Below are 25,315 nucleotides of genomic sequence, written 5' to 3' on the forward strand. Positions count from 1 at the left end.
AAAATGGAGAACCCCAATGGGCGCACAAAACGGTAAAGACTTTTTAATCAAAGTGGATATGAGCGGTGCGGGTCAATTTGTCACTTTGGCGGGTTTGCGAGCCTCTCGGCTAAGCTTTAATGCCGAAAGTGTCGATGTAACGACCTTAGACAGCCAAGGAGGCTGGAGAGAGCTTTTGGCTGGAGCAGGGGTGCGAAGTGCCTCAATCTCAGGTTCTGGGATTTTCAAAGATGAAAGCACGGATGAACGTGCTCGGCAGATATTTTTTGATGGGAAAACCCCAGATTTTCAAGTGATAATCCCTGATTTCGGAACCATTCAAGGGCCGTTTCAAGTGACTGCTCTTGAATACGGCGGTAGCCATAATGGCGAAGCCACTTATGAAATTTCACTGGCCTCTGCCGGTGAGCTGCAATTCACCGTGCTGTAATGGTGGGCAATCCATATCGCGGTGAAGTGAGCCTTGTAATGAATGGGCGAACCCATAGCTTGCGGCTGACCCTCGGCGCGCTTGCAGAATTAGAAACAGCGCTTAAAGCCGACAGTTTGATCGAACTGGTTCAGCGATTTGAAAACGCCACGTTCAGCAGCCGTGATATTATTGCTCTTTTGATTGCTGGTTTAAGAGGAGGCGGTTGGGAAGGAGACACTAAAGAGTTGCAGAACGCTGACATCAAAGGAGGTCCGCAAACTGCAGCGCAGGTTGCCGCCTTGCTTTTGCATCGCGCTTTTGGGGCGCAAAACTCGGACATTTCGTGAGCAATTCCTTTGACTGGCCCGCATTAATGCGCTTGGGGATGTGTAATTTAAGGCTCAAACCTGACGAATTTTGGCGGCTGAGCCCTCTAGAGCTGAACATGATGCTGGGCCAGTCTGACATAAGTACGTCGCTTGACCGTTCAGGTTTGGCCGCCCTTGAAAAACGCTTCCCTGATATTGGAACTGGACCGTCAGAAGGACTAAAAGATGACTGAAAGCCAAAGCTATAGCGAATTGCAAGACCAACTGGATGCCGTGGACGCAGCGCTTGGGGCAACCACATCAATGGCGGATGATTTTAACACCGAGCTGCGCAAAACCACCCAAGGCCTTGATGCAGCAAAGCGCAGTTCGCAGGCGTTGCAAAGCTCTTTGGATGGCGGTTTACGCAAGGCAATTGATGGGGTGATTTTAGACGGAGAAGGCTTAAGCAATGCATTAAAGCATGTGGGCACTGCTTTGGCCAATACAGCTTATAATACTGCTCTAAAGCCGATAACCGGACACTTAGCTGGCCTAATGACCCAAGGTGTCGAAAGCATCTTTGGCTCTGCCTGGCCGTTTGCAAAAGGGGAAGGTTTTACCAGCGGACGCGTCATGCCGTTTGCCCAAGGCGGGGTGGTTGGTCAGCCAACGCTGTTTCCCATGCGCGGCGGTGTAGGATTGATGGGCGAAGCCGGGCCTGAGGCGATATTGCCGCTCGCGCGCGGTAGAGACGGAAAGCTGGGTGTGCGTGGGGATACAGGTAGCAGTGCGCCAGCACATGTAGTGATCAATATCACCACACCAGATGTGGAAGGGTTTCGCCGCTCTCAAACGCAAATTGCTGCACAGGTGCGGCGCGCCTTGGGCAGCGCAGACCGCAATCGTTAATTGAAGGGACCGTGAATGTCATTTCATGAAATCCAATTTCCAGCGTCTATTAGCTTCGGTTCTGTCGGGGGGCCTGAGCGCCGTACAGACATAGTTTCACTCAGCAGCGGCTTTGAAGAACGCAATACCCCCTGGGCGCATTCTCGGCGGCACTACGATGCCGGTATCGGGATGCGCTCATTGGATGATATCACAACTTTGATATCCTTTTTCGAAGCCCGCCACGGGCAAATGTTTGGTTTTCGATGGAAAGACTGGTCCGATTACAAATCTTGTTTGCCTTCAAGCGTTGTCGGTTACGAGGATCAGGTGATTGGCATCGGTGATGGTTTCAAAAGTGATTGGAGCTTGTTGAAAACCTATTCTTCGGGCGGGCATAGCTATCAGCGACCGATTGTCAAACCAGTCGCAGGGTCAATCAAGGTTGGCATTCAAGGCGAGCAACAATTTGAGCAAGTTCACTTTGATGCCGATCACAGCACGGGGATATTACAATTTAAAATGCCCCCAGCCTCGGGGCTGCAAATAACAGCAGGTTTTGAGTTCGATGTCCCAGTACGCTTTGATACCGACCGAATTCAAACCAGTGTTGCAAGTTTTAAGGCCGGTACTGTACCGAGCATACCGGTTATTGAGGTGCGGCTGTGAAACAAAACGCTCTCTCAAATGCGCTTAGATCACCAAATAAAACTCTTTGTCATGCTTGGGCCATTACCAGAGGAGATGGAACTGTCTTGGGGTTTACTGACCACGATTTAGAACTGTCCTTTGATGGGGTTTCATTCAAACCAAGTGGTGGCTTTTCAGCAGCAGCTTTACAGCAAACCACAGGGCTGGCGATTGATAACTCTGAGGTCTTGGGTGCTATTTCAGATGATATGATCCAAAATGAAGAGATAGAGGCCGGACTTTTTGATGAAGCGACGGTGAAAGTTTGGTTGGTAAACTGGAGCGATCCAGTTCAACGCCAACTGGAATTCTCTGGATTTATCGGAGAAATTCAGCGTAAAGGCAGTCTTTTTCAAGCTGAGTTGCGCGGCTTAAGTTCAGCTTTGAACCGGCCTGTCGGGCATGTGTATCAGGCCCCTTGTACAGCGGTGCTTGGCGATAAAGCCTGTCGGTTTGATTTTCAAACAGCAGGATTTCATCATATTTGCGAAATTGAAAAAGTGGAAAATAACCGGATTTTGCGCTTTGCTGACCTGAGTATTTTTGAACCTGGTTGGTTTATCAAAGGAAAAGTTGTTGTCATTTCAGGTGCTGCCAAAGGGCAACTGCTGTTGATCAAAAGTGATGCCTTTGAAGGTCAAAACCGTATTATAGAGCTATGGGAAACTGTCCGTTCAACCTTACAAACAGGCGACAAAGTAAAGCTCTTTGCCGGATGCGACAAAGATTTTAAAACCTGCCGATTGAAATTCAACAATGCGGTGAATTTTCGCGGATTTCCGGACATTCCACCTGAGGATTGGATCGCTATACACCCAAGCCAAACCACCACGCGTTCAGGAGGAAGTCGGCGATGACATTGCGGCAAATAATTGAAGTATCTGCACGTGGCTGGATTGGAACACCTTGGCATCACCGGGCCTCATGCCGTGGGGCGGGCGCCGATTGCCTTGGGCTTATCCGGGGCGTGTGGCGGGATGTGATAGGCCCTGAGCCTGAGCTTTTACCTGCCTATAGTGATGATTGGAGCAAGCTGCGACACCGCTGGGGTATCCGCAATCGTTTGGCTTCGCATTTTACCCCTCTTGCTGTCTCGATGGCGCGGCCAGGAGACGTAATTTTGCTATGTATATCGCCTAGAAGTGGGGCAGAACATTTGGCGATTCTGGCGCAGAGAGGGGATGTTTTGACACTAATTCACAGCTATCAAAAGCACGGTGTGATTGAGCAAACCTATACGCCATCATGGCGGCGTAGGGCTATGGAAGGATTTTGTTTTCCTGAAAGGTTGAGCTAATGGCAACGGTTGTATTTTCCGCTCTTGGGGCTGGCTTGGGAAGTTCTTTAAGCAGCACTTTTTTAGGACTTTCAATGACTGCTGTTGGACGCTTTGCGGGGGCGGCGGTCGGCCGAGTTGTCGATGCTCAACTGATGGGGCAGGGATCTGAACCGGTTGAGGTTGGGCGGTTGGATCGTCTGCGATTTACGCAAGTTGGAGAAGGACAACCAATCGCACAGGTTTATGGCCGCACACGGATTGGTGGGCAGCTTATTTGGGCCTCTCAGTTTGAAGAGGCCATAAATCCAACAGGTGGTTCTAGTTCAAGCAAAATAGAGCCAGGCGTCGCAGAAAAAAAATCCTATTCTTATTCTGTTAGTCTTGCCATTGGCCTGTGCCATGGGGAAATCACCCACGTGTCCCGGGTCTGGGCGGATGGGGTTGAATTGGGGTTATCAGACATAAACATGCGGGTGCACACCGGCAGTGAAACTCAGTTGCCAGATCTCAAAATTGAAGCAGTCGAAGGCACTGGTAAAGCGCCCGCTTATCGCGGCATCGCCTATGTCGTGATAGAGGATTTGCTGCTTTCCCAATTTGGTAACCGAGTGCCGCAGTTTAATTTTGAAGTGTGCCGTCCAGCACAAAGCCAAATTGGTTTAGATCCAGAAGTCGCAGAGCTTGTGCAAGCGGTGACGGTCATGCCGGGTACTGGGGAATATGCGCTGGCCACAACCAAAGTCAGCTATGATTATGGCCAGGGACAGTCCAGAACCGCAAATGTAAATTCACCCGCAGGGGTGGCGGATATAACCGCTTCTCTCACCATGCTCTCCAATGAATTGCCCAAATGCGGGGCCGCTTCTTTGGTGGTCAGCTGGTTTGGGGGTGATTTACGCTGCGCAGAATGTCAATTGCGCCCCAAAGTCGAACAGCACAAGACCGAAGGGGCAGAAATGGCTTGGCAAGTTGCCGGGCTAGATCGTGCAAAAGCTGAGCAAGTCTTGATGAGTGCCGATGGCCGCCCGATTTATGGCGGTACGCCCTCGGATGCCGGCGTTATCGAAGCGATCAAAGCGCTAAAGGCGGCAGGTCAGGATGTGATGTTTTATCCGTTTATCTTGATGGATCAAGCTGCAGGTAATGAATTGCCAGACCCTTACAGCGATACTTTGGGTCAGCTGGCGCTTCCATGGCGGGGGCGGATCACCCTATCAAAAGCGCCTTCAGTTTTGGCAAGTCCGGATCAAAGCTCAGTGGCTGCTAATGAGGTAAAACAGTTTTTTGGGCAGGCCAAGGCCAGCGATTTTTCAATCGTTAATAACGAAGTGCGCTACGACGGCCCCGATGAGTGGAGCTATAAAAGGATGGTTCTGCATTACGCGTTTCTGTGTCAGGCCGCCGGGGGGGTATCCGCCTTTTGTATCGGCTCAGAAATGCGCGGCCTTATGCAAATTCGCGGTGCTGATAATACCTTTGTTGCGGTTCAAGAAATGCGCAAGCTAGCAGCGGATGTAAGCGCCGTTTTGGGGCCTAAAACAAAGCTTGGCTATGCGGCTGACTGGAGTGAATATTCCGGCTATCAGCCTTTGGATGGGTCAGGCGATAAATTCTTTCATCTCGACCATCTTTGGGCGGACCGCAATATAGATTTCATTGGAATTGACAATTACATGCCTCTGTCTGATTGGCAGGATGGAGACACCCACCGCGATGCAAATTGGGGCTCAATCTATAATATTGATTATCTTAAGGCGAATATAGAAGGCGGAGAGGGCTATGATTGGTATTATCAAACCGATGCCGCACGCAAGGCACAAAGCCGAAAACCGATTACTGATGATACCGATGCAGAGCCATGGATATGGCGCTATAAGGATATTCGCAATTGGTGGTCCAATCCACACCACGATCGTCATTCTGGTGTACGTCAGGCGGTGGCCACTGATTGGGTGCCCATGTCAAAACCCATTTGGTTCACCGAAATTGGGTGTGCTGCCTTGGATAAGGCCACAAACCAGCCAAATAAATTTCTAGATCCCAAATCATCAGAGTCCGATTTTCCATATTTTTCAAACGGCCAGCGTGATGAATATATTCAGATGCAATATTTGCGGGCTCTGACAACCTATTGGGCTGACCCCGTAAAAAATCCTGTCTCACCGCTGTATCACGCCCCTATGATTGATATGACACGGGCCTTTGTTTGGGCGTGGGATGCGCGGCCTTACCCATGGTTTCCCCGCGCTGATGATCTATGGAGTGATGGGGCGAATTATGCGCGTGGGCATTGGATAAATGGCCGTGTTTCAGGAGCGTCTCTGGCATCTGTTGTGGCTGAAATTTGTGAAAAGTCAGGGTTTTCGCATTATGATGTCTCTCAGTTGCACGGCTATTTGCGCGGCTATCATCTCACGCAGGTCACTACCGCCCGCAGTTTACTGCAACCTCTTGCGCAGCGCTATGGGTTTGATGCCGTTGACGATTGTGGGCGTTTGAAATTTCTCCCACGCAATGCTGGCGTTGTGCATGACGTGCCGCCCTCGCATCTGGTCGACAGCTCAGAACTGGCGTCGTTGGTCGAAACCACGCGTGATAGCACACCCGATTTAACCGGCCGCGTGCAGATGACCTTTGCCGAGGCAGATGGTCACTATCAAGTGCGAAGCGCAGAGGTGATCTTGGCAAGTGATCAAACCCATGCCGTGACCAATCACCAAACATCTTTGGTAATGACGCCGCAGGAAGCGCGCCAAACCCTTGAGCGATGGCTGATAGAAACGCGGGTTGCGCGGGACAGCATACGGTTTGGATTGCCACTATCAAAACGCAGCATTGGCCCCGGGGATCGGGTGAGGATGACGGTCAATGATGCACAGGGGATCTATCGGGTAGATCATGCAGAATTAGGGCAGTTTCAGCTGATTACAGCTACTCGGATTGAACCAAGCGTTTATCAGCCCTCGCCCTACAGTGATGCCTCTGTAAGCTTGAAACCTTTCGTGCCACCCTTGCCCGTTCTTGCGATGTTTCTTGATTTGCCTCTCTTGAGCGGTGATGAAGTGCCCCATGCGCCGCATATTGCAGTTGCCGCAGAGCCATGGCCCGGCAGTGTAGCGATCTATAGTTCGGATCAAGATGCAGATTACCACTTAGATCACCTTGTTTATCATCGCTCAAAGATAGGTCAGGTGCTTGAGCCACTGCCGGCAGGGCCACTGGGGCTTATAGATCAGGGACATGTTTTGCGGGTTACATTGCGAAATGCAGATTTGCGTTCGGTGTCCGAGACAGCCCTGTTGGCGGGAAAAAACATTGCTGCAATCGGTGATGGAAGCGCTGCGAATTGGGAAGTGATACAGTTTCAAAATGCTGAATTGATTGGCAAGGATGAATATCAGCTTTCAGGTTTGCTGCGTGGGCAAGCAGGTAGCGATGCCGCAATGCGTGATGTTTGGCCCAAAGGAAGCCTGTTTGTCCTGCTTGACGGGGCTCCGGTTCAATTGGACCTTAAATCTGCAAACCGTCAAGTCGAACGCCACTACCGGATTGGCCCGGCCAAGCGTGCCTTTGATGATCCCACATATCGCCATCAAACCCATAGCTTGTCGGGCATAGGACTGCGGCCATATCGGCCCTGTCATTTGACGGTGAAGGCAGGTGATGGCGGCCTTGATATTGCTTGGATACGGCGGGGCCGGATCGATGCCAACCCATGGTCTGAAACCGAGATCCCGCTTGGTGAAACCTTTGAGCGCTATCGTGTTCGTGTCATCGGTGGCGGGCAGGTGCTCCGCGAGCATTTGGTCAGCGATCCATCATGGCAATATTCCAAAGAGTTTCAGGATATTGACAATCCGAGCGGTGAAAATCTGCCCATTTGGCTAGAGGTGGCGCAAATTTCTGAGCGTTTTGGAGTAGGACCTAGCGCAGGTATAACACTTCCATGAGACCTTTGATGCATGGCGATCTGGTGGCCGCGGGCCGCGCTCTTCTGTCGGTGCCTCCAGCCTGCCGGCAGGCACATATCCGCACGCTCATCATTCGAAGCCGGGCTGCAGACCGATATAGAAAACGGTATGGTAAAAGCCACCGTGACTGGGGGGAAGGGTCGTTGATGAGCTGCGCACGCTATTGTATCCAACCAATAGAGCCACCCTTGTGCGATCCCAATTATGCGCAGGCTTTACGCTGCGTTTTGCAAGCAGCAGCGCCAAGCCTATCCTCTTGCGCAGCCAATACACAGCTGCAGGGCTGGGTTCAGTTCAAGGCGCGCCTTTGAGATAAGATCGCCGCAATCGTTGCAGTAGCCAAAGTCACCTTCCTCAATCCGCGTCAATGCTTGCAATAGGGCTTGGCGCAGGCCATCACGTCGGATTTGATGCGCCCTAGCCATTGCCTGAGCTTGTAGCGCGTCCATGCGGCTAAGGCGTCCAACAGACTGCTGATCCAACTCAACTGTTTGCTGGCTCTCTGCTCCTAAAGTATTTTCTTTGTCAATTTCGGCTAGTTTTTTCTGTATTAACCGGCGGAAATCGGATAAAATAACATCATCCATAAACTTTTGGCCTCAGGCGCATTGAATTTATCTGATGTTGCCTATTTATGCCTTAAGGTGCAAGCAAGGTGTTGGATTTAGGAGCAGGTCCATTGGCTAACATTCATAGCAAGATAAAAGAAATTGACCCAGTATGGGGTAAAATTCGCGTTGAAGCAGAAGAAGCCGTACAAACAGAGCCTTTGCTTGGCGCCTTGTTTCACAAGAATGTGCTTCAGCATGACACCATTGACATGGCCTTGGCACATCGGATTTCGCTTAAACTGGCATCGAATGAGATGTCCGAGCAGTATGTGCGAGAAATTTGTGACCTTGCATATCGCGGGGACTCAGAGCTTGCCAGTTCTGCACGCGCAGACATTATGGCAGTTTTTGATCGCGACCCTGCCTGCCACCGGTTTTTGCAACCGCTGCTTTATTTCAAAGGGTTCCAAGCGGTTCAAGCCTACCGCGTGGCACATTGGCTGTGGTTGAACGAGCAAAAAGATCTTGCCTATTTCATGCAGTCGCGCATTTCCGAAGTTTTTGGTATCGACATTCACCCCGGTGCGTTGATCGGTAAAGGCTTGATGATAGATCATGCACATTCAATTGTGATCGGCGAGACTGCCGTGGTTGGAGATAATGTCTCAATGCTGCACTCTGTGACCCTTGGTGGAACCGGCAAGCAAGAAGAAGACCGCCATCCCAAAATTGGTGATGGGGTGCTGATCGGGGCAGGGGCGAAAGTTCTTGGCAATATCAGCGTTGGGGCGTGTTCACGCATCGCAGCTGGATCAGTTGTTCTTAGCCCCGTACCTGAAAAAACTACGGTTGCAGGCGTTCCGGCAGAGGTTGTTGGAAAAGCAGGCTGCGCGACCCCATCAGTTACGATGGATCAGCTTTTGGCCAGTGAGCAATCAACTCAGTAAGAGTTGAACTAACCCTTCATGATCGCCGTTGGCTTTTCGATACTCTAGAGTGCTCAAATACAATTGGAAAAGGCGGTACCTGACCGCGCCGTCCCAGAAATTTCAATTTTGCAGTTAAATTAGACCAACATTGCGATCGGGTTTTCTAGGTTATCGACGATCGCTTGCAGCAACTCGGCGCCTAAGGCGCCATCAATCACCCGGTGATCCACCGATAATGTCACCGACATCACGGTGGCAACCTCAAGATCACCATCGGCATTGACCACGGGTCGTTTTTTACCAGCGCCCACTGCAAGAATAGCGCCATGCGGTGGGTTGATCACCGCATCAAAATTATCAATCCCAAACATTCCGAGGTTTGATATGGCAAAGCTGCCGCCCTGATATTCATGCGGAGCTAGCCTTTTGTCTTTGGCGCGCGCAGCAAGATCTTTCATTTCGGCGCTGAGCTGCGACAGAGTTTTTTGCTCGGCATCCTGAAGAACCGGTGTGAACAACCCGCCCTCGATCGCCACCGCAACTGCCACATCAGATGGGGTGAGTTGCAGCACGCGATCGCCCGCCCAAACAGCGTTTGCGCTGGGCACAGATTGCAGCGCAAGCGCGCAGGCCTTGATGATGAAATCATTGACCGACAGTTTAACATCGCGCGCGGCCAATTGCTTGTTCAAGTCGGCCCGAAACATGAGTAGCCGGTCAATTTTAATGTCCCGCCGCAGATAGAAATGAGGAACGGTTTGTTTGGCTTCTGTCAGCCGCGCAGCGATGGTTTTGCGCATGCCGTCCAATTGAATTTCCTGATAATCGCGCCCTTGATACATCTTTAGGATGGTTTCGGTTGCAGGGCCGGCCGGCATGGCCGCAGGTGCGCTTGCAGGCGCGGGGCTTACGGCGCCTGTTGGTTGACCTTGAGCCGCTTCAACATCTGCTTTGACAATTCGTCCATGTGGGCCTGATCCCTGCAAAGAAGCAAGATCAACACCTGTTTCAGCAGCCAGCCTCCGCGCAAGCGGTGAGGCAAATACCCGATTGCCTTTCAGGGCAGGGGCATTAGAGGTTTGCGGCGCAGCAGAGGTATCCGTGCTAGACGGCTTGGACGGTTCGGCGGATGGCTCTGGCTGCTGCGGCTTGTCACTTTCTGGGGCCGGTGTTTTACTGCCGCCAGGGGTTGCCAAATCCTCGGCGGTTTCCCCATCCTCAAGCAAGACAGCGATAGCACTGTTAACAGCCACGTTTTCAGTGCCTTCGTCTACATAAATTTTTCCAATGACACCTTCGTCAACCGCTTCAAATTCCATTGTGGCTTTGTCGGTTTCGATCTCGGCAATGACATCGCCGGATTGCACGCTATCGCCTTCTTTGATCAGCCATTTGGCAAGTGTTCCTGTTTCCATCGTTGGGGACAGCGCTGGCATGAGAATTTCTATAGGCATGATCTGCGCTCCTTAACGATAGGTGACTTTTTTGACCGCTGAGATCACTTCATCCGTGGTCACCAAGGCCAGTTTTTCCAAATTCGCGGCATAGGGCATGGGTACATCTTTGCCGGTGCAATTGATCACCGGTGCATCGAGGTAATCGAACGCCTGCTGCATAATGACCGCAGACAGATGGTTGCCGATGGCGCCCACAGGAAAGCCTTCTTCCACGGTGACGCAGCGGTTGGTTTTTTGTACCGATGCCAGTACCGTCTCATAGTCAATCGGCCGCAAGCTACGAAGGTCGATGACCTCGGCGCTTATCCCTTCCTCGGCCAGCTTATCGGCCGCCTCTAGGGCGTAATGCATACCGATGCCGAAACTGACAAGCGTGACATCGCTGCCTTCGCGCCAAATCCGCGCCTTACCAAAAGGCACTGTGAAATCATCCAGCACAGGCACATCAAAACTGCGCCCATAGAGGATTTCGTTTTCCAAAAAGATCACCGGGTTGTCATCGCGGATTGCAGATTTCAAAAGCCCTTTGGCATCCGAGGCTGAGAAAGGCATGACCACTTTGAGGCCCGGAATATGCGCATACCATGCGGCGTAATCCTGACTATGTTGCGCGCCCACCCGTGCGGCCGCGCCATTGGGGCCGCGAAAGACCATTGGCGCGCCCATTTGGCCGCCGGACATGTAAAGCGTCTTGGCGGCTGAGTTGATGATTTGGTCAATCGCCTGCATGGCAAAGTTAAAGGTCATAAATTCCACAATTGGGCGTAGTCCGCCAAAAGACGCACCCACTGCAATACCGGCAAAACCATGTTCTGTGATCGGGGTGTCGATCACTCGCTTGGCGCCAAATTCGTCAAGCAGACCCTGCGAAATTTTGTAGGCGCCTTGATATTCGGCAACCTCTTCACCCATCAAGAACACTGCATCATTGCCGCGCATCTCTTCAGCCATCGCATCGCGCAAAGCTTCACGGACGGTTTGCTGTTTCAGCTCGGTGCCCTCGGGCCAGTCTGGTGTGCTGTCATGAGCTGGACTGATCGGAGCGGCAGGCGCCGTAGCCTCTGCTGCAGGCGCTGTTATCTCAGGGGCGGGCTCTGATGCCTCTTGCGGGGCCGGTTCGCTGGATGTTGCATCAGCGCTATCGGCGCTTTCGCCCTCTTCCAAAAGCACGGCAATTGCGCTGTTTACTTTGACGTTTTCGGTGCCCTCTGCGACTAGGATTTTGCCAATAACCCCTTCGTCGACGGCTTCAAATTCCATCGTGGCTTTATCAGTTTCAATTTCCGCTATAATGTCGCCTGAGGCCACGCTATCGCCTTCGCTGACCAGCCATTTTGCCAGAGTGCCTTCTTCCATTGTTGGGGACAGGGCCGGCATAAGAATTTCGGTTGCCATCTTTTAACTCTCCTTATGCCTTACGCGTAAATATCTGTCCAAAGCTCTGATAGATCGGGCTCTGGGCTGTCTTTGGCAAATTCTGCCGACGCATTGACGATTTCCTTGACCTTTTTGTCGATGGCCTTGAGATCATCTTCACTGGCGTGTTTTCCGGTTAGTAACATGGACCGGACGGTTTCAATCGGATCGCGCTCTTGGCGCATTTTCTGCACCTCTTCGCGGGTCCGGTATTTGGCCGGGTCTGACATTGAGTGGCCGCGATAGCGATAGGTTTTTACCTCTAGAATATAAGGGCCTTTGCCCGCTCTACAGTGCGCAACTGCTTTTTGCCCCGCTGCCTTTACCGCCAGAACATCCATACCGTCGACCGCTTCGCCCGGGATGCCAAAGGCTTCTCCGCGCACATAAAGATCAGGCGTTGATGTTGATCTCTTTTGTGCAGTTCCCATAGCATATTGGTTGTTTTCAATCACAAAAATAACCGGAAGGTCCCAGATCGCTGCCATATTGAAGGTCTCATAAACCTGGCCCTGGTTGGCTGCACCGTCCCCGAAATAGGTGAAAGTGACACGATTATTTTCGAGATATTTGTCCGCAAAGGCGAGCCCTGCGCCAATTGGTACCTGCGCACCGACAATGCCGTGACCGCCATAAAAGTGCTTTTCTTTGCTAAACATATGCATTGAGCCGCCCTTACCTTTGGAATAGCCGTCAATGCGCCCAGTTAGCTCGGCCATCACCCCGTTGGGGTCCATCCCTGCGGCCAACATATGTCCGTGGTCCCGGTAAGAGGTTAGCCGTTTGTCGCCTTCCTCTGCGGCAGCCTCAAGACCCACAACAACAGCTTCCTGACCGATGTAAAGGTGACAGAAGCCGCCGATAAGCCCCATACCGTAAAGCTGACCTGCTTTTTCTTCGAAGCGCCGGATGAGCAGCATATCTTCATAATATTGGGTCAGTTCCTGAGCTGAGATATTGGGCTTTGCTTTGGTTTTGCGTGCCGCCATAGATATACCCTCGGAAATAAATAGTTTAGCATTAAACTATCTCTTACAGGAAAAAATAGTTTTGTGCGAGAGGTAATTTTAGTTTGCATGGAGTAATGAGATAAACTGTTTTTAAACAACAGGTTAGTTGATCACAATTTCGTTTCCACGCACATATCCTAGGATATCGCGGGCTTGCTGATCCAAGAGATCAAGGTCTAGAAACTCGTCAGACATCCGCTTGGTCAGGTTTTCCATGTGCTGAACTTCGACCTGCAAAGCCAGCAGTTCACGCTCTAACTTATTTGTTTCGCTTAGAATTTCTGCGCGGCGGAACAGCCCAAAGTCACCTTGAACGGCGGCAAAGGTGAAATACATCCCAAGACCAAAGGCCAGCCCAAAGGCGGCAATCAATCCCCATGCTGGATGGTGTCGCTGTGTCGTCATTCCTGCCTCATTGCCCATTATAGGTGGACTTTGAGGCAGTATTGCACAGGTGATTCGCTTTGTGAATCCCCCAAATGACGAAAATTAAACGATTTTTTTAATCCTCAACCACGTGGGGTGACGGTGGCCTCAAAAAACCGGTATTTTATCCTGCAACCGAGGCCTGATAAATGCCGTTGATGGATTGACCAAGTGCGTGATTAAAGTCTGCGTCGCTTTGCTGGGCGGATAGCCCTTCGGTTAGCGCACGTGAAAAACTGGCGATCATACCGCTGTTTTGCGCTAGTTTGCCGTTTGCCTCTGTTCGGCTATAGCCGCCCGAGAGCGCCACAACCCTGAGAACCCGAGGATGGTTGATCAACTCTTGATAGTGATTTACTGCTTCTGGCAAGGTCAATTTTAACGTCACCTGTTGATCGGTTGGCAATTGATTTAACCGCTCGAGCAGAGCGGCACTTAACTTGTCTTCCGCCTCCGCTTTATCCGCGATTGAAATGCTCACCTCTGGTTCCAGAATTGGCATTAATCCCGCGTCGATAATATCACTGCCGATGGCAAATTGTTGAGCCACAATTTCGTCAATCCCAGTGGCATTGGCGCCATGGATTACCGAGCGCATTTTAGTGCCGAAGATGCCGGCGCTTTTTGCACGCTTTAAAAGCGCCGTAAGACCCGCAATGGGTTTCATCACTTGAACATCGTTTTGGGTCTCAGCCAGACCTTGATCAACCTTGAGAAATGGCACGACACCGCACTTTGACCAAAGATATTCCGCCACAGGGGTACCTTCGATATCGCGGTCCATTGTATTTTCAAACAAAATTGCCCCCACCACTTTTTCGCCAGTGAAAGAGGGTGATTTAATAATCCGGCAGCGCATTTCATGGATACGGTCGAACATTTCAGCATTGGATGCATAGGCGTCTTCTTCAATCCCATAAAGGCGCAGCGCTTTGGGTGTTGATCCTCCACTTTGATCAAGGGCGGCGACAAACCCGGGCGCTGTTGCGATTTTTTGCATCTGCTGCTGGTCGGTCATAGATAAGCGTCCTTTTACAAAAATTACCTTTTGCGCGCTGCTGTGGCGGCACAAATTCGTGTCATGAACATAGCCTTAAGGCAGTGATCGAACTGTGACAATTGTGGTAGCGCTATCAACTCAAAATAAAGTGACAGCTCTGTATTTTTGAATTTCTTTGTTTCTAATCTCGGATCAGCGCGGCCACACCGGGCAGGGTTTTGCCTTCCATCCACTCAAGAAATGCACCCCCTGCGGTGGAGATATAGCTAAAGTCCTGCGCTGCGCCCGCTTTGTTCAGCGCCGCAACCGTATCGCCGCCGCCGGCCACGGAAATTAGCCCAGCTGACTGGCTTAGCTGCGCAGCTTGTGCCGCCGCAGCATTTGTGGCGCGATCAAAAGGCTCGATTTCAAACGCCCCTAGGGGGCCGTTCCAAATGAGTGTTTTTGCCTGCGTAAAACAGGCCACAATCCGCGCCACCGTTTGCGGACCGGCATCCAAGATCATCGCATTGGCAGGGCAGTCTTGGACCGGTAGCGTTTGATTTGGGGCATGGGCGGCAAAGTCCTGCGCCACCACGATGTCACTGGGCAGAATAATCTCGCATCCGGTTGTGGCGGCTTTCGCCAGGATGCTCAAAGCGGTTTCGGTCATGTCGTGCTCGGCCAGAGATTTGCCCACTGCAACGCCTTGCGCGGCCAGAAAGGTATTGGCCATGCCGCCGCCAATCACAAGGTGATCAACCTTTTCTACAAGGTTGCCCAACAGGTCGAGTTTGGTGGACACTTTCGCGCCGCCCACCACCGCCACCACGGGCCGCTTTGGGGCGCCAAGCGCGCCTTCAAGCGCGCTAAGTTCTGCTGTCATCAACCGGCCGGCGCAGGCGGGCAGCAATCGGGCTAAACCTTCAGTGCTGGCATGGGCTCGGTGGGCAGCCGAAAATGCATCATTGCAATAGACATCGCCGATTTGCGCCAATGCGCTGACAAATGCGGCCTCGTTGTGCTCTTCTTCGGGGTGAAAGCGGGTGTTTTCCAATAGCAAAACCTCACCTGCCTGCATCGCCTCTGCTGCCGTTTGTGCTTTGGGGCCAATGCAGTCTTCGGCAAAACCAATTGTCGTTTGCAGAGCCGATTGAAGCGCGGGAATAAGATGGCGCAGGCTCATTTCGGGCACCACTTTGCCTTTGGGCCGGCCAAAATGCGCGAGCAATATCGGCAGGCCTCCGGCTGCAAGAATGGTTTTAACGGTGGGGACAATCTTTTCAATCCGTGTCGCATCGGTCACACGGGCTCCGTCCATCGGCACATTGATGTCGACGCGTGTCAAAACCCTTTTGTTCCTAAGGTCCATATTATCCAGCGTTTTCCAAGCCATCGGTGTATCCCCGTCCTTATTAACTTTACCCCGCGTCTTTTCCTATATTTGGCCTATGGTCAATGCTGCACCTTGTTCCTTGCGACAAAGCAGCTTAGATAACCCGCTAAAGATCACCAAGGAGTCGCCGGATGGCTAAAATCAAAGATCCAGAAAATACCATTCTGATAGAACTGAAAGACGGAACAGTCGTCATTGAACTGATGCCTGATATTGCGCCTGACCACTGCGAGCGGATGAAAGAGCTGGCGCGCAGCGGCGCTTATGACAACGTGTGTTTTCACCGCGTGATCGAAGGTTTCATGGCGCAATCTGGCGATGTGGCTAATGGCAATATGGAGCAAGACTTCGATTTGCGTATGGCTGGCACAGGCGGATCTGATTTGCCCAATCTTAAGGCTGAGTTTTCCGGCATTCCGCATGACCGCGGCACTTTGGGTGCGGCGCGTAGCCAAAACCCCGACAGCGCTAACAGCCAGTTTTTCATAAACTTTAGTGACAACCACTTTCTCAACCGTCAGTACACTGTCTATGGCCGGGTGATCGACGGTCTTGAACATGTGGATGCGATCGCATCGGGCGAACCACCGGCCGCCCCGGATCGGATGATCAGCGTTAAGGTGGCCGCCGATGCTTAGGGTTGCCGCTATTCTGTCCTTGCTGGCAGGCCCTGTTGTGGCCACCGGTATTGAAATTGAAATCGCCGGCGAGGGTGCAAATGGCACCGTGACGATCGATTTGCTTGAAGATGTTGCGCCGCTCCATGCAGAGCGCATTGCCCAACTGGCCGCCGAGGGGGCCTATGACGGCGTTGTGTTCCATCGGGTTATTGACGGCTTTATGGCCCAAACCGGGGATGTGCAGTTCGGCAAGGCCGGCGGCAATACCTCCATGGCCGGACGCGGGGGATCGACTTTGCCGGATTTGCCGGCAGAGTTTTCCGAAGTGCCCTATGATCGCGGGATCGTTGGCATGGCACGCTCACAAAACCCAAATAGTGCCAACAGCCAGTTCTTTATCATGTTTGCCGAAGGCTATTTTCTAAACGAAAATTATACTGTTGTTGGCCGCGTAACTTCGGGCATGGATGTAATTGATGCGATCAAGCTGGGTCAGGGCCCAAATGGATCGGTGATCGGCGCACCGGACGTTATGATGAAGGTCTCTGTGATCGAATAAGCGTTCACCAATGACTGTATGAGCTTCACAATTACGTGGGCGGGGCTAGACCAGCGCCGCCCTTTTTCGTTTTATAGCCCTAGGTTAAGGGAGGCTGTGACATGCGCCAAATAGTTGTGACCATTTTTGCCATTCTCGCGGCTTTGCCGCTGATGGCGGATCCTGCGCTGTGGGGCCGTGAGTGGCCGCAGACCAATTTTGAAAAAACAACATTGAGCGATTGGAGCGAAATTATCTCGGGTGGTCCGCCCAAAGATGGCATTCCGGCTTTGGTTGATCCTGCGTTTATTGCAGCTGGTGATGCGGCATTGCCGCAAAATGAACCGGTGATCACGGTCGAGTTGGCGCAGCAAACCCCGCGCGCCTATCCGCTGCGCTATCTGATGTGGCATGAGATTGTAAATGACCTCATCGGGGCGCATCCGGTTGCGGTTACCTTTTGCCCGCTGTGCAATTCGGGGCTTACGTTTGACCGGCGGCTGGACGGCCGCGTGCTTGAATTTGGCGTGTCGGGCAAACTGCGCGGATCGGACATGGTGATGTATGACAGGCAAACCGAAAGCTGGTGGCAGCAAGCCTTGGGCCGCGCCATTGTGGGCGAGCTGACCGGAGCGCAGCTGACGCCAGTGGCCAGCTGGATGGAAAGTGTCGGGCAGTTTCGCACCCGCAATCCTGACGGGTTGATCATGGACCAGCCGGATTTTCCCCGCGCATACGGGCGCAATCCCTATGTGGGTTATGACGGCAGTACGGATCCGTTCTTATACAGTGGCGAGCTGCCGCCGCATGATATCCCGGCTTTGGCGCGGGTGGTGCGGGTCGGGCCGCGGGCCTGGCCGCTGGGCAGGCTGCGCGAAGCCGGCGAGTTGAGTGAGGCAGGCATGCATCTGACATGGCGAGCCGGTCAAAGCAGCGCTCTGGACACTGCGCAGATTGCAAAAGGCCGCGATGTAGGGTCAATCCGCGTGCGCGATGCGGCGGGGCACGACCTGCCACATGACGTGATGTTTGCCTTTGCCTTTCACGCCTTTTGGCCTGATGGAGAATGGATGCTTGGCCGCTAGAGCTGCAACGGATGCTGGGCGTCGGCGCGGAATATGCGCGCCTTGCCAGAAAACAGAGTATTATTTAAGGTGGAAATTGTATTTTATTTTTCCACCCTAGGATAAGCTCAAGTTTAAATGAAAACAATTTTAGTGCGCGTAAGTGAAAACATGCCATCTATTGTGTTCCTCACTGCGTTCAAATTGGGTCAAGACGTGATCATCGCCGCTTTAAGCGGGATGTTGGTCAGTTGGCTGGTTTTATTTGTTTTTTACCGTAAAGGACTTGCCTTTGATCCAATTGTTTTAGGCATAAACGTGAATTTTGCCAGCCTCGCGCCGCTAATAATGTTGTTCTATTTGATGGGCTTTGGCGAATTGGCGCAGATAATCGTGAAATATGCAGGCCCGACGGTCTTGCTCTATATCCTGCTGACTGGCGCTGTCTTTGTTTGGGGGCTAAAGCGAGATATTGTTAGGGAAAAAACTGGAGGCCCTGTGGCCATTTGGCGGCGGTCTTATGCATTCATTGGGCTCTGCGGGCTCGCATGCGTTTGGAGCTTTGTATTTGCAGGGGATCAGTTTGTATCCGTTGGGCTTCCCATTATGGTTTTGTTTTTATCGCGTGGCTTTATGGGCGGCCGGTCGGACCCTATGGCAGCGGCCAAATAAACCAGCATCTATAGCCGCCCGCCTTGGGCTTATCCTTGCAAGCACACCAGCGCATGGCGTTTTTTGCCGGCGCTCAGCTTGATCGGGGTCTGCAGCGCGTCTGCATCAATCATCTGGCCTGCATCACTGAGCGCGACATCATCCATGCGCGCCCCGTTTTCCGCAATGAGCCGCTTGGCCTCTTTGCCGGATTTCACAAGGCCGGCTTTGACAATCAACTGCACCACCGAAATACCGCTGCCCACGTCTTCTAAGCTCAGCGTTACGGTTGGCAAATCATCGCCCACACCGCCCTTTTCAAACACTTCGCGCGCGGTGGCTTCAGCTTTGGCAGCGGCCTCTGCGCCATGCAGCAGGGTGGTGACTTCATTGGCCAAAACGATCTTGGCATGGTTAATCTCGGCGTCTTGCAGCGCGCCAAGGCGGTCGCATTCATCAAGCGTTAGCTCGGTATAAAGCTTAAGAAAGCGGCCCACATCCGCATCCGTGGTATTGCGCCAGAATTGCCAGAACTCATAGGGGCTGCGCATATCTGCATTAAGCCAGACCGCTCCATCCTGGGTTTTGCCCATCTTTTTGCCATCGGAAGTTTCCAGCAGCGGCGAGGTGAGCCCGAAGACACTGGCATCTGCAATGCGCCGGCTTAGGTCGATACCGTTGACGATATTGCCCCATTGATCCGATCCGCCCATCTGCAGCATACAGCCATAGCGCTGGTGCAGTTCGAGAAAATCATAGGCCTGAAGGATCATGTAATTAAACTCAAGAAATGACAGCGACTGCTCGCGGTCGATGCGCGATTTAACCGATTCAAAGCTAAGCATCCGGTTGACCGAAAAATGCCGCCCGATATCGCGCAGAAAATCGAGATAGTTCAATTTATCAAGCCATTCGGCATTATTGACCATCACCGCATCTGATGGCCCATCACCATAGGTGATATAGGCCGAAAACGCGGTTTTGATGCCAGCGATATTCTGATCAATTTGGTCTGGCGATAAAAGCGGCCGCTCGTCGGAGCGAAAGCTGGGATCGCCCACTTTCGTCGTGCCGCCCCCCATCAATGTGATCGGCTTGCCGCCGGTTTTTTGCAGCCAGCGCAGCATCATGATTTGCATCAAGTGGCCCACATGCAGCGAGATAGCCGTTGCATCAAACCCGATATAGGCGGGCATCGCGCCATCGCGCAACGCATCATCCAGCCGTGAATAATCCGTGCAATCCGCGACAAACCCGCGTTCCATCATAATTTTTAAAAAATCAGACTTTGGTTGAAAGGTCATATCGGGCCTCGTTTCGGATTGTTCGGTTCATCCTATAGTCCTCTATCCCTTTGAGGGAAAGACCATGTTTTGCGAAAACCCCCATTGCCGTTCTGCCGTGGGGACGGCAGATAATTTCGTCATGGCACTGCATCATGTAAGTTAGCCTTTAGCCGGCCTACAGTTTCATCCAGAAAGTATTGGGACCGAATGTGGGATGAAGATAATCCAAAATTCACTTCGGCTTACTGCAGGGCGATGTTAAGCTCTAGCTCTAATTCACACCCAAAAAATGATTCTGAATTCTTTGAATTGCATTATTGATACTCCTGCGACACTAAATTGATACCCGTGCAGCGCTAAATTGATACCCGTGCAACGCTAAATTGATACCCGTGCAGCGCTAAATTGATACTCGTACAACATTAAAGGGCATATTTTATGACACAAGCACATGAGACTGGTTCGATTAAGTCAGACGCAATCAATTTGGACGGAAAGTGGAAAGCGCTTGCTGTTATCTCTCTGATTCAATTTATTCTTTTGTTAGATGCTACTATTGTGAACGTAGCTTTGCCACAAATCAAAGAAGGTTTGAATCTAACCGATGGTAGTCTGACCTGGGTTGTTACTGCCTACGCAATTTCTGCGGGTGCGCTATTACTTTTTGGCGGTAAGTTGGGCGATGCTTATGGTATTCACCGGGTCTTTATTTTGGGTACTGTCATTTTTGGTGTGTTCTCATTTGTTGCAACGGTGGCGCCAAACGCAGAATGGTTGATTATTGGCCGTGCTGGACAAGGGATAGGCGAGGCATTGGCAGCTGCCACTGGGCTTGCAATGGTCTCACTGCTTTTTCCTTCAGGCGAGGACCGCGCTAAGGCCTTTGGAATATGGGCGGCACTTGGTGGAATTGGTGCGATAGCTGGAGTTATTCTGTCGGGTGTCATAACCGAAACTCTCAACTGGCGCTGGATTTTTGGTATAAATGTGCCATTAATTTCTATTCTTGTAGTTGCCGCGTTTTTGACAATTCCCGTTTTCCCAACCTCCAAAAAAGTGAGACTCGATTTTGGTAATGCTATGCTCATCGCAGTTGGTGTTGTTTTGATGGTGCAAGGTTTGGTTGGCACCAGTATCGAAAGCGAGCACGGACTGCGTTTTGGTCTTGCTGCCGTGGGTTTGATTTTTGGGGCCTTGGTGTTTTATCGCTGTAGAAAGGTTGAAGATGGAATTATTCCTGCACGTCTCTTAAAGTCATCGCCGAGATTTACTGGGTACGTGGTTGTAATTATTTTAGCAGCAACTTCTGGGGCATTATTTTTTCTTGGTGTCCTGCACCTTCAGGGCGGACTGGGTCTTAGCCAAATGATGACCGGCCTTGCATGGTTGCCATTTTGTTTTGGTTTCTTTCCAGGAATATTCCTATCTCAATTTCTGTCACAAAAGTTTAGCCCAAAGACTGCGGCATGCACGGGCCTTATTATATCGGCTTCTGGCTTTGGATTATTTGCTTGGGGGGTCACAACCGATAGCTACTGGTTGGGCATGCTACCTGCCATGTTGGTTACTTCGATCGGCTTTGGTTGTACCGCACCTGTGGCACAATCGATAGCGACGGTTGAATTATCCGAAGAAGACGCGGGAGCAGGGTCTGGCTTAACATCTACGATTCAACAGCTTAGCCAAGTTTTTGGGATAACAGTATTCGTTGCATTAGCCTTGAGCATTGGCAACGGTATCTCGGTTGGCACAGCAGGCCTGGTATTTTCTTTTAGCATTGCCATGCTTTTGATGTTGCTCGGGGGTGTTGTGGTTTGGAGAGCTAAGGGTGTGGACCTTTCAGTGTCTGGATCATCGTGAATTCTCAAAAAAAAACGAAAAGCGCATGCGTCAAGTTTGTAATATAAGTCTTGGATATTGCTAAAACGCTGATAGTCTTTTCACTACATAAATTTGAATGGTTTTTGGGGTGGGTAGCCCATAAGGTTCGTTAAGAATTTAGATGAGGTAATAGCTTGGCCATTAAAAACGCAAAAGCCCATGCAGCGGCCATCGTGGCAGCATCCGTTGCCGGCTTGACGGTGATTTTTACCAGCATTTTAATGCAATCGGTTGACCCGTTGCTGGCGGCAACACTGCGCTATTTTGTGGCCAGCCTAAGCGTGCTGCCATTTTTAATCTGGAATTGGTCTGCGGTTCGCAGAATATCGCCCTGGGATTTCATCGCAATATCCGCGCTTGGGGTTTTGTTTTATTTCCTATTTCCCTTTTTGTTCAATCAATCCTTGGAACTGACCACCGCGGCGCGCGGATCGTTGATTATGTCTTTGCTGCCCATTATGGCTTTGAGCATTGGTGTGGCCTTCAAGGTTGAAACGCTCAACCTGTTCAAAGTACTGGGCTGCGGTCTGGCCATTTTGGGCGTTGGTTTAAGTGTTTATGATGGTTTGGCACTTGGCGCTGCAGGGGCCGATGCGCTAACGGGCGATTTGATTATGATTATAGCCGTGACGATTGCCGCCAGCTTTACGGTTTTCTCGAAGCGCTATTTTCAAAGATACGGGTCATGGGCCGTATCCTATATTGCCATTTGCGCCGGTTTTTTAGTGCCACTGCCGATCACTGCAACGGTGATAGATTTCGGTGTTCTGCCGGCGTTGACGAACTTAGAATTGGCCCTGTTGTTTTTGCTGGGCACTTTAGGGGTGCCCATTCAGTTCGGCTTGTTTTCTTGGAGCCTCAACCAACTGGGGCCATCGCGCGGATCCATGTACATTGTGCTGATGCCGATCACAGCCACTATTTTGGCGGTCATTGCGCTCGATGAAACCCTCAGGCCATTATTTGTTGCCGGTCTAGTTTTGATAGTCGGTGCAATAATTTTGGTCAATCGAGAGCCAAAAACCTCACTCTGAGAATTGCAATAAAACCCTAAAGACAGTATTTTGATCGCTTCAAACTGCTTGCAGATGAACCAAACGCAGAGTTGAGCGCTTAGGTGTCTATGGTGGTGTCCAAAGCCTGATCTAATTGTTGGTCTTTGAGCTGCTGAGTATAGGTTTGAAGATCGAATTGATTATTTTCTTGTGCAATATCAGCAGCAGCATCTGCATTCATTTTGCGGGCTGCGGCGCTAATTTCCACCTTAACGGACGCGGCAGAAGTTTTCTTTGCGACGGGGGCATCGCGCGGCCCTTCGCTGCGCTTGTTTTCAACTGCGATTTGCGCTTTGTCATCCGGGCTACTGTTATAAGCCTGCTTTAAATATGAGCCGAGACTGCTTGCTGTCACTTCTACCATAATAAACCTCAAAAAGACGAGTTAGCGTTTGTAACCCATTGATTGTTTGCTGCTCTTTAAATGTTGTTTTGCCTGTTTTTGAATTAATAGAAAACATATTTTGAAAATTTTTAGAACGGGTGTTGCAGAATTGCTAAATCAGATATCTGGGTAGAACCGCCCTAGAGTGGACCATTTGGACTTTCGGCTTATTAAGCGCTCAAAACTTGGTAGAGCAATGAAATTGCTCTATATTCATGGTAACGAAAGATAAAACGGGAAAAAACATGACACAGCAGCCTGACCTAAAACTTGTGTATTTTAAAATGCGGGCTCTGGCAGAAGCGCCGCAACTTTTGATGCAGTATGCCGGATTGTCCTATGACTACGCTATGTCTTGGGAGTATTTCGACGCCCCTTGGCCAGAGGTCAAATCATCGGTTATGTTTAAACAGTTGCCGATCTTGGTGGTGGATGATCAGCATGTGATTGCGCAAAGCAGCGCGATCCTGCGCTATTTAAACGGGCTTGCAGGGATGACCCTTGCAAACCCCATTGAGGCGGCACGCAGCGATGCCATCCTTGAAGCTGCGCAGGAAATGTTCGCCCCCCTAAACCCAACAATGAACTTTGCCGTCGGCGATGATTTTGAGCAGAAAAAACAGGCGATGCTGCCAATGCTTAAATCGAAATGCGATGATTTTGAACGTTTGCTTGTCGATCAGGGTGATGGCCCGTTTTTTACTGGCGCACACCCAATTCATTGCGATTTTGCTGTCTATCACCACATTTCAATGGCGCAGAGGATGCACGCTGACATCTTGCAGGATTTTCCACGTTTGCAAGCGCTGCTAGAGGCCATCAGCAGCCTCCCGGCGATCCAGGGTTATCTTGCGAAGCGGCCCGAGCTTACCGGAGTGGGCACAAAACCGCAGTTGGTTATTGACGGAGTGCCCGTTCCCACCGGCTTAACGCCGACTTAGGCCTTGCTTCTAATATCATCGCCCGGCACGCTGTGACGCCGTGCCGGAGCAATTTTATGCAATCATGCGCCTGTAAACACAGACCCTGCATAGGCTGAGTCCATGCTCATCGGAAATTCACTGGCCGCTTGGGCGCGAATATCTGCGATTTTTTGCTGCGCGGATTGCCCTGTGGCCTCATCAGGATACTGGGTCACCACACACATGGCAAGATCGCCGGTCCGGATCATTTGAACGCTGGTGGCGCCGACGGACATAATCATGGGTGCAAATTTGCTTGTGGCTTGCGCCTCCATCTCATCGTTCCATTCGGTGGCTGTCCAATGCGAAATTGTTACATATGCCATTTTAACCTCCTACAAAAATCAAAAAACATTGGTTGAACTTGTGTAGCTAAGCACGGGTTTGAACAATTACCTAAATTGACCTCGCGTCAATGTCTGTCTGGTGTTTTCGTGGATGGGGTATTGGTATCGACTTACCGTCTTTCGTCAATCTACAGCGTAGAATTCCGTAAATCATCAAAAGCGTGCCGGTAGCGAAACAGATATAATCATGGACACAAATTCACTTGTGGCTTGCGCTTCCGTATCGTCGTTCCATTCGGTGGCTGTCCAATGGAAAATTTTTACATATGCCATTTTAAATCTTGCTTTTTCTTATATTGCTCTGGTAAATCCCTTTTCGGTCGCTCGTTCTCACCGCATTCTGACCACACTCTACGGCCATTACAGGCAAAAGTGGGGGCAGTATTTGAAGAGTTCATAGACCACCGCCTTACTCGACAATTAGGGCGTCTAAATATCATTGATGTGTAGAAGAGAATACTGTTTAATATTCTTTAAGTTGTTGACTCGTAATAAATATTTAAATTTTGAGGATTTTGTGGATCATAATAACTTTATAAGTTCCGCGTATTTAGCTAGGCGTGCAGACCGAGACGAAAAAAATGAGGCGACACTGGTTTGGATGGTGTCATGGGGCGTTCTTTCTGCTGCTAGTTTTCCTGTGCGTTGGGCACTAAACCTCTATTTCATTACCATTCCGATGGCTGTGGGAGTTTGTTTTGTTCTAAGCGCTCTCTTGGGCTTATTTTGGCTTATTCGAGCAAAGAAAGTTATTCACAGCGCTCGAGATGAATACCATAGCCGCCGCAGGGAGTTGCAGAAAAAAATGCAA

The 25,315-nt window shown here is 51.0% G+C and carries 26 protein-coding genes; 16 read left to right on the top strand and 10 right to left on the bottom strand.

Going from position 1 to position 25,315, the window contains the following annotated elements; genetic code table 11:
* Positions 1–16: 16 nt before the first annotated feature.
* Genes GN278_07080 through GN278_07115 form a run of 8 tightly spaced genes read left to right on the top strand, consistent with a single transcriptional unit; the run spans position 17 to position 7,530 of the window.
* Positions 17–430, top strand: a complete 414-nt coding sequence (locus GN278_07080) for a phage major tail protein, TP901-1 family (protein XAT60593.1) — start codon at positions 17–19, stop codon at positions 428–430.
* A gap of 2 nt (positions 431–432) precedes the next feature.
* Positions 433–759, top strand: a complete 327-nt coding sequence (locus tag GN278_07085; GenBank protein XAT62585.1) for a gene transfer agent family protein — start codon at positions 433–435, stop codon at positions 757–759.
* Complete coding sequence (locus GN278_07090; GenBank protein XAT60594.1) at positions 756–974, top strand: phage tail assembly chaperone; 219 nt, start codon at positions 756–758, stop codon at positions 972–974. Before GN278_07085 ends, GN278_07090 begins: the two co-directional genes overlap by 4 nt.
* On the top strand, positions 967–1,632 hold the full coding sequence (locus tag GN278_07095; GenBank protein ID XAT60595.1) for a phage tail tape measure protein: 666 nt from the start codon (positions 967–969) through the stop codon (positions 1,630–1,632). The genes GN278_07090 and GN278_07095 overlap by 8 nt, the downstream gene beginning before the upstream one ends.
* Before the next feature lie 15 nt (positions 1,633–1,647).
* Positions 1,648–2,280 (top strand): TIGR02217 family protein, encoded by a 633-nt coding sequence (locus GN278_07100; protein ID XAT60596.1) that lies wholly within the window; start codon positions 1,648–1,650, stop codon positions 2,278–2,280.
* Positions 2,277–3,158 (top strand): DUF2163 domain-containing protein, encoded by an 882-nt coding sequence (locus GN278_07105; protein XAT60597.1) that lies wholly within the window; start codon positions 2,277–2,279, stop codon positions 3,156–3,158. The genes GN278_07100 and GN278_07105 overlap by 4 nt, the downstream gene beginning before the upstream one ends.
* On the top strand, positions 3,155–3,598 hold the full coding sequence (locus GN278_07110) for a peptidase (protein ID XAT60598.1): 444 nt from the start codon (positions 3,155–3,157) through the stop codon (positions 3,596–3,598). Before GN278_07105 ends, GN278_07110 begins: the two co-directional genes overlap by 4 nt.
* Positions 3,598–7,530: a host specificity protein gene (locus GN278_07115; protein ID XAT60599.1), complete on the top strand. Its 3,933-nt coding sequence runs from the start codon at positions 3,598–3,600 to the stop codon at positions 7,528–7,530. Before GN278_07110 ends, GN278_07115 begins: the two co-directional genes overlap by 1 nt.
* 269 nt (positions 7,531–7,799) lie before the next feature.
* On the opposite strand, the gene GN278_07120 is transcribed toward GN278_07115, so the two are convergent.
* Positions 7,800–8,138 (bottom strand): TraR/DksA family transcriptional regulator, encoded by a 339-nt coding sequence (locus GN278_07120; protein XAT60600.1) that lies wholly within the window; start codon positions 8,136–8,138, stop codon positions 7,800–7,802.
* 92 nt (positions 8,139–8,230) lie between these two features.
* Here GN278_07120 and cysE point away from each other — a divergent pair, with 92 nt between their 5' ends.
* A complete protein-coding gene (cysE, locus tag GN278_07125; protein XAT60601.1) occupies positions 8,231–9,049 on the top strand; it encodes a serine O-acetyltransferase in 819 nt (272 codons plus the stop codon).
* Positions 9,050–9,168: 119 nt separating this feature from the next.
* Here the strand turns inward: cysE and GN278_07130 are convergent, their stop codons facing one another.
* From GN278_07130 to pgk, 6 genes are all read right to left on the bottom strand, one after another.
* Positions 9,169–10,485, bottom strand: a complete 1,317-nt coding sequence (locus GN278_07130; GenBank protein ID XAT60602.1) for a pyruvate dehydrogenase complex dihydrolipoamide acetyltransferase — start codon at positions 10,483–10,485, stop codon at positions 9,169–9,171.
* A gap of 12 nt (positions 10,486–10,497) precedes the next feature.
* Complete coding sequence (locus GN278_07135) at positions 10,498–11,883, bottom strand: pyruvate dehydrogenase complex E1 component subunit beta (protein ID XAT60603.1); 1,386 nt, start codon at positions 11,881–11,883, stop codon at positions 10,498–10,500.
* A gap of 20 nt (positions 11,884–11,903) precedes the next feature.
* Positions 11,904–12,893, bottom strand: coding sequence for a pyruvate dehydrogenase (acetyl-transferring) E1 component subunit alpha (gene pdhA, locus GN278_07140; GenBank protein XAT60604.1), 990 nt, complete (start codon positions 12,891–12,893; stop codon positions 11,904–11,906).
* Positions 12,894–13,016: 123 nt separating this feature from the next.
* Positions 13,017–13,319, bottom strand: coding sequence for a septum formation initiator family protein (locus tag GN278_07145; protein ID XAT60605.1), 303 nt, complete (start codon positions 13,317–13,319; stop codon positions 13,017–13,019).
* Positions 13,320–13,464: 145 nt separating this feature from the next.
* Positions 13,465–14,358, bottom strand: coding sequence for a fructose bisphosphate aldolase (locus GN278_07150; GenBank protein ID XAT60606.1), 894 nt, complete (start codon positions 14,356–14,358; stop codon positions 13,465–13,467).
* A gap of 163 nt (positions 14,359–14,521) precedes the next feature.
* Complete coding sequence (gene pgk, locus GN278_07155; protein XAT60607.1) at positions 14,522–15,715, bottom strand: phosphoglycerate kinase; 1,194 nt, start codon at positions 15,713–15,715, stop codon at positions 14,522–14,524.
* A gap of 131 nt (positions 15,716–15,846) precedes the next feature.
* Here pgk and GN278_07160 point away from each other — a divergent pair, with 131 nt between their 5' ends.
* The 4 genes from GN278_07160 (at position 15,847) to GN278_07175 (ending at position 18,609) form a co-directional block, all read left to right on the top strand.
* Positions 15,847–16,353: a peptidylprolyl isomerase gene (locus GN278_07160; GenBank protein ID XAT60608.1), complete on the top strand. Its 507-nt coding sequence runs from the start codon at positions 15,847–15,849 to the stop codon at positions 16,351–16,353.
* Entirely contained in the window at positions 16,346–16,894 is a 549-nt protein-coding gene (locus GN278_07165) for a peptidylprolyl isomerase (protein XAT60609.1), read from the top strand. Before GN278_07160 ends, GN278_07165 begins: the two co-directional genes overlap by 8 nt.
* A gap of 101 nt (positions 16,895–16,995) precedes the next feature.
* Entirely contained in the window at positions 16,996–17,958 is a 963-nt protein-coding gene (locus tag GN278_07170; protein XAT60610.1) for a DUF3179 domain-containing protein, read from the top strand.
* A gap of 117 nt (positions 17,959–18,075) precedes the next feature.
* On the top strand, positions 18,076–18,609 hold the full coding sequence (locus GN278_07175; GenBank protein XAT60611.1) for a hypothetical protein: 534 nt from the start codon (positions 18,076–18,078) through the stop codon (positions 18,607–18,609).
* Between the two features lie 29 nt (positions 18,610–18,638).
* Here the strand turns inward: GN278_07175 and GN278_07180 are convergent, their stop codons facing one another.
* Positions 18,639–19,892: a tyrosine--tRNA ligase gene (locus GN278_07180; protein ID XAT60612.1), complete on the bottom strand. Its 1,254-nt coding sequence runs from the start codon at positions 19,890–19,892 to the stop codon at positions 18,639–18,641.
* A 420-nt stretch (positions 19,893–20,312) separates the two neighbouring features.
* On the opposite strand from GN278_07180, the gene GN278_07185 reads away from it, so the two are divergent.
* Positions 20,313–21,734, top strand: a complete 1,422-nt coding sequence (locus GN278_07185) for an MFS transporter (protein XAT60613.1) — start codon at positions 20,313–20,315, stop codon at positions 21,732–21,734.
* A gap of 155 nt (positions 21,735–21,889) precedes the next feature.
* A complete protein-coding gene (locus GN278_07190) occupies positions 21,890–22,789 on the top strand; it encodes an EamA family transporter (GenBank protein XAT60614.1) in 900 nt (299 codons plus the stop codon).
* Between the two features lie 79 nt (positions 22,790–22,868).
* Here GN278_07190 and GN278_07195 read toward each other — a convergent pair whose 3' ends face one another.
* Positions 22,869–23,174, bottom strand: coding sequence for a hypothetical protein (locus GN278_07195; GenBank protein ID XAT60615.1), 306 nt, complete (start codon positions 23,172–23,174; stop codon positions 22,869–22,871).
* A gap of 236 nt (positions 23,175–23,410) precedes the next feature.
* Between GN278_07195 and GN278_07200 the strand changes: the two genes are divergently transcribed.
* The gene (locus GN278_07200) at positions 23,411–24,136 is read left to right on the top strand and encodes a glutathione S-transferase (GenBank protein XAT60616.1); all 726 of its coding nucleotides are present in this window, start codon (positions 23,411–23,413) and stop codon (positions 24,134–24,136) included.
* Positions 24,137–24,198: 62 nt separating this feature from the next.
* Here the strand turns inward: GN278_07200 and GN278_07205 are convergent, their stop codons facing one another.
* Positions 24,199–24,483 carry a hypothetical protein gene (locus GN278_07205; protein XAT60617.1) on the bottom strand — a complete coding sequence of 95 codons (285 nt, stop codon included), beginning with the start codon at positions 24,481–24,483 and terminating at the stop codon, positions 24,199–24,201.
* Positions 24,484–25,315 lie beyond the last annotated feature (832 nt).

This window comes from Rhodobacteraceae bacterium Araon29 (assembly GCA_039640505.1).
Classification (GTDB): Bacteria; Pseudomonadota; Alphaproteobacteria; order Rhodobacterales; family Rhodobacteraceae; genus CABZJG01.